We start from the raw sequence: 5,396 nt of genomic DNA, 5'->3' as shown, positions 1-5,396 counted from the left end.
GCAAGGTTAAGACCCCATGAAGACTACATGGTTGATAGGTCAGAGGTGGAAGTGTGGTAACATATGTAGCTTACTGATACTAATAGGTCGAGGACTTGACCAAAATAAACCTAAAGGTTTATATCGCCAACTAAATCTTTAATTATATGTTTATAAGGAAGATTTCAGTTGCTAAAAATAAATAATGGAAAACATTAAATGTTAGCAGTTTTGAAAGTACTAACAAAAGTTAATACTTTATATAAAGATTATGTGGTTATTATAGCAAAGAGGATACACCTGTTCCCATTCCGAACACAGAAGTTAAGCTCTTGAGCGGCAATGGTACTTGGGGGGCGACCCCCTGGGAGAGTAGCACGTAGCCACGTAATTTTTTTTATATAAAATAAAAGCCATGTAAAAACCCAACTAAAGAAGCCATGTAAATAAAAAAATAATTTACATGGCTTTTTCGTGTATTATATGTGTTTTATTCCATTATTTCTAAAATAAAACGTTCCAATCTATTTAATCCTTCTAAAAATTCTTTTTCTGAACAAGCATAAGATATACGTACATATTCATCTATTCCAAAAGCTTGTCCAGGAACTATAGCTACATTATATTTAGATAAAAATTCATCACAAAATTCAACAGAGAAACTTTTATTATATTTATACTTTTCAGCAACTTGTGATAAATCTATAAATACATAAAATGCGCCATTTGGATAAATATAATCTATATATTTTATAGTATTTAACTTAGAAGTAATTAAATCTCTTCTAGACTTATATATTTTCACCATATTGTCTATATCATCTTTACAATATTTTAATGCGCCATATCCTATATATTGTGAAGTTAAGGACGGGTGTGAAATTAAATGCCCTTGTATTGCACTAATTCCTTTTGCGATTTTCTTATTTGAAGCAGTGTACCCTAATCTAAGTCCAGTCATTGCTGCTGATTTTGCAAATCCATTAACAGTAATGGTGATATTCTTTACTTCTTCTCCTAAGGAGGCTATAGATACAAATTCATTATTGTAACAAATTCTTTCATAAATTTCATCAGATAATATATAGATATTTTTTTCTAAACATATATTTACTATTTCTAATAGTTCTTCTTTTGTATAAACACTTCCAGTTGGATTAGATGGATTATTTAATAAAAGCATTTTAGTTTTATCAGTTATATATTTCTTTAATAAGTCTGCTGTTAATTTAAAGTCATTTGTTTTACTTGTTTCAATTGGAACAGGAACTGCATTAACAAGCTTAGTCATTTCAAAGTAACTCACCCAGTACGGTTTCGGTATCAAAACTTCGTCTCCAGGATCTGTAACTACCAATAAAGCATTTGTTATAGCATTTTTGGCACCACTAGATAAAACTATTTCATCTATAGAGTAATAGCAATTATTTTCTTCCAATAATTTTTTACATATTTCCTCTCTAAGTATAGTTACACCAGGAACTAAATCATACTTTGTACAATTTTCATTTAGAGATTTTATTCCATACTCAATAGCCTTTTCAGGCACATTGAAATCTGGTTCACCTATACTTAAACTAATAACATCCATACCTGATTCTCTCATATTTTTTACCTTTGAACTAATTCCTATAGTGCAAGAAGGTGAGATAATATTAAGTCGATTAGATAGCATTTTTTACCCCCTTAAATAAGTATATTATTTATAATACAATAAAATGGAAAAAATTTCATGAAAAATAATAACTTTTCTTGACAAAAAAGGTTTTAAGTACTTTATAGACAAAGTATTTTAATAAATGTTATTCTATTATAAATAAGGGATATATACCATATATAGTGGTTAAACTATAAAAGTCATACAATATATAGTAATTAGGAGGGGTTTTTATTGTTAGAATATATTAGAAAAAGAGACGGAAGAATAGTCAAACTTAATGAAGATAGAATAACAAGAGCTATATTTAAGGCGGCAAGTGAAGTCGCAAAAGAGGAAGGTGTAGCGCCTAGTTATGAAACATCTGAAGAATTGACTCAAAATGTAATAAAGATATTGAGCTCCAAATTTAGGGATACAGTTCCTGGAGTCGAAGATATACAAAACATAGTAGTAAAAGTCTTGATAGAGGATGGTCATGCTAGAACTAGTGAAAAATACATTACATATAGAAATGAAAGAAGTAGAATAAGAAATTCACGTACAAGACTTATGAAATCTATAAGTGAAATAACATTTGAAGATGCTAGTGATGCTAATATAAAAAGAGAAAATGCTAATATTGATGGAAATACTGCTATGGGAACTATGTTGCAGTATGGAAGTACAGTTTCTAAGGAATTTTGTAAAACTTTTGTATTAAAACCTGAACATGTTAATGCTCACGATAGTGGAGATATACATATACATGATATGGATTTTCTTAATATGGGAACATTAACATGTTGTCAAATTAAGCTAGATAAACTTTTTGAAAAAGGATTTTCAACAGGTCATGGTTTTTTAAGAGAACCAAATAGTATTATGAGTTATGGTGCTTTGGCGGCTATTGCCATTCAGAGTAATCAAAATGATCAACATGGTGGACAAAGCATACCTTTCTTTGATTATGATATGGCTAAAGGTGTATATAAAACTTTTAGAAAATTATATATAGATAATTTATTAAAAGGGATTGAACTATTAGCAAGTAAAAATGATATAGAAAAAGTAAAATATATAGTATACTCTACAGAAAATGAAATAGGATTAAAAGTAGGATTGAAACAAGATGATGAATATAAAGCTTTAGAGAGAAAAAAACTAATTAAGCAGTTTAATATTGATATGGAAATGGCAAGTAGAATACAAGAATTTGCATATAAAGAAGCATATAAAGAAACAGATAAACAAACATACCAATCTATGGAGGGTCTTATACATAATTTAAATACAATGCATTCTAGAGCTGGAGCACAAGTACCATTTTCAAGTATAAACTTTGGTACAGATACATCTTTAGAAGGTAGAATGGTAAGTAAGAATTTACTATTATCAATGGAGAAAGGTTTAGGTAATGGAGAAACAGCCATATTCCCTATACTTATATTTAAGGTAAAAGAAGGCGTTAATTTAAATGAAGAAGATCCTAACTATGATTTGTTTAAATTATCATGTAGAGTATCTGCAAAAAGATTATTTCCTAACTTTAGTTTTTTAGATGCTCCTTTTAATATAGAATACTATGAACCTAATAATCCAGAAACAGAAGCAACCTATATGGGATGTAGAACGAGGGTAATGAGTAATATATGTGGAAAAAATGAAGTGAGTGGTAGAGGAAATTTATCTTTTACAACTATAAACTTGCCTAGACTTGGTATAGAGCATGGAATAGTGAAAAATGATAAAATTGATTTAGATGGTTTCTTTAAAGATTTAGATGATAAAATAGAGTTAGTAATAGATCAACTACTAGAACGAATGGTGATACAAGGAAATAAAAAAGTCAAAAATTTCCCGTTTTTAATGGGTCAAGGTATATGGAGAGATTCAGATAAGTTAAGCTATGAAGATAGACTAGAAGAAGTGATTAAGCAAGGAACCCTAACACTTGGATTTATTGGTTTAGCAGAGTGTTTAATAGCTTTAACAGGAAAACACCATGGAGAAAGTGAAGAGTCACAAGAACTAGGACTAAAAATTATATCACATATGCGAAAAAGAATGGATGAGGCTACTGATAAATATAAATTGAATTTTTCTTTAATAGCGACACCAGCAGAAGGATTATCTGGTAGATTTACATCCATAGACAAAGGGATTTATGGAGAATTAAAAGGCATAACAGACAAAGAATATTATACGAATTCATTTCATATACCTGTATATTACAAGATAAGTGCATATGATAAGATAAAAAAAGAAGCGCCTTATCATGCATTAACAAATGGAGGGCATATTACATACGTAGAGTTAGATGGAGATACATCGAATAATTTAGAGGCCTTTGAAACAATAATAAAAGCCATGAAAGAATCTGGAATAGGATATGGTAGCATAAATCACCCTGTAGATAGAGACCCTATATGTGGTTATTCAGGAGTTATAGAGGGGCATATATGTCCAAAGTGTGGTAGAAATGAAAATGATAGTGATGTAAAATTTGAAAGAATAAGAAGAATAACTGGGTATTTAGTAGGAACTGTAGACCGATTTAATGATGCAAAGAAAGCGGAAGTCAGAGATAGAGTGAAACATAAATAAAAATATTAAAGGTAGTGGTTAGATGAAATTACGATTAGCCTCGGAATTAACATATGATAGTATTGTAGATGGACCTGGACTTAGAATGGTTATTTGGACTCAAGGATGTATACATCATTGTTATAAATGTCACAATCCTCAAACTCATAAGTTAGATGGTGGAGTTATTGTTGATACGGACTGTATCATAGAAGAAGTGAAAAAGCTAAAACTACATAGAGGTATAACTTTATCAGGAGGGGAACCTTTTTTACAACCAAAAGCATTATCGTTAATTGCGAAATCAGCACAGTTAGCAAACTTAGATGTTTGGTGTTATACTGGATTTAAATTTGAATACTTAATAAACAAAGAAAATCCTCTATATATGTACAACAAAGATTTATTACAATATATAGATGTATTAGTAGATGGAAAATTTGTATATGAAAAAAAGAATATAGACTTAAAATTTAGGGGATCATCAAATCAAAGAATAATAGATGTTAAAAAAAGTTTAGAAAAAGAAGAAATAATATTGAAATACGAATATATGGATAAAAAATTGAATATGGTAAGATGATTTTTAAGGAAGATGATATTATTTATTGTCTTCCTTTGTTTTATTTTTCTAATATATGAATAAAAATAAAATAAAAAAATATGTGAATAAATATGATATGTTTGTGGATAAAATATAATGGAATTCATTTAAAGTTTGGAATTATAACATACATAAAAATGTGGAAATGTGGATAAAAATATATAGAAAAATTAATGAAAAAATATTTGAAAAAAGGTGTTGACGATAAAAAATAAACCTGGTATAGTAATACTTGTCCTTGAGACAAGGGCAAAACAGCAACAAAACTTTTGAAAAAGTTGTTGACAAAGTAAGTCTTTAGATGGTAATGTAATAAATGTGAAAAAGATAACGAGTTAACAAAAAATCAAAAAGATGTTGACAAAGGAAAAAAGCTTTGATAAAATTAAGAAGCTTTTAAAAATAAAAGAACTTTGAAAATTAAACAGTAGGTTAACAATAAATTAATTCTTTAAGAATTAAACTGAAACAACAAACAAACCAAGCCAGATATTCAGATAATGATTAGTCTGAGCAATGGACAACTTTTTTATGAGAGTTTGATCCTGGCTCAGGATGAACGCTGGCGGCGTGCCTAACACATGCAAGTCG

The 5,396-nt window shown here is 29.0% G+C and carries 3 protein-coding genes and 3 rRNA genes; 5 read left to right on the top strand and 1 reads right to left on the bottom strand.

Going from position 1 to position 5,396, the window contains the following annotated elements; translation table 11 throughout:
• Positions 1-103 (top strand): 23S ribosomal RNA (locus tag NSA58_RS15405); the annotation flags it as partial.
• 148 nt (positions 104-251) lie between these two features.
• Positions 252-368, top strand: a 5S ribosomal RNA gene (rrf, locus tag NSA58_RS15400).
• A 101-nt stretch (positions 369-469) separates the two neighbouring features.
• On the opposite strand, the gene NSA58_RS15395 is transcribed toward rrf, so the two are convergent.
• Positions 470-1,654 carry a pyridoxal phosphate-dependent aminotransferase gene (locus NSA58_RS15395; protein WP_039680106.1) on the bottom strand — a complete coding sequence of 395 codons (1,185 nt, stop codon included), beginning with the start codon at positions 1,652-1,654 and terminating at the stop codon, positions 470-472.
• 216 nt (positions 1,655-1,870) lie between these two features.
• Here NSA58_RS15395 and NSA58_RS15390 point away from each other — a divergent pair, with 216 nt between their 5' ends.
• From NSA58_RS15390 to NSA58_RS15380, 3 genes are all read left to right on the top strand, one after another.
• Positions 1,871-4,222 (top strand): anaerobic ribonucleoside triphosphate reductase, encoded by a 2,352-nt coding sequence (locus NSA58_RS15390; protein ID WP_074429985.1) that lies wholly within the window; start codon positions 1,871-1,873, stop codon positions 4,220-4,222.
• A 22-nt stretch (positions 4,223-4,244) separates the two neighbouring features.
• Positions 4,245-4,784: an anaerobic ribonucleoside-triphosphate reductase activating protein gene (gene nrdG / locus NSA58_RS15385; RefSeq protein ID WP_039680108.1), complete on the top strand. Its 540-nt coding sequence runs from the start codon at positions 4,245-4,247 to the stop codon at positions 4,782-4,784.
• Between the two features lie 548 nt (positions 4,785-5,332).
• Positions 5,333-5,396: ribosomal RNA gene (locus NSA58_RS15380) — 16S ribosomal RNA — on the top strand; the annotation flags it as partial.

The sequence above is a fragment of the Terrisporobacter muris genome (genome assembly GCF_024621905.1).
GTDB classification, from domain to species: Bacteria; Bacillota; Clostridia; order Peptostreptococcales; family Peptostreptococcaceae; genus Terrisporobacter; species Terrisporobacter muris.
The sequence above is the reverse complement of the archived record's forward strand: the minus strand, read 5'-3'. Positions and strand labels throughout refer to the sequence as shown.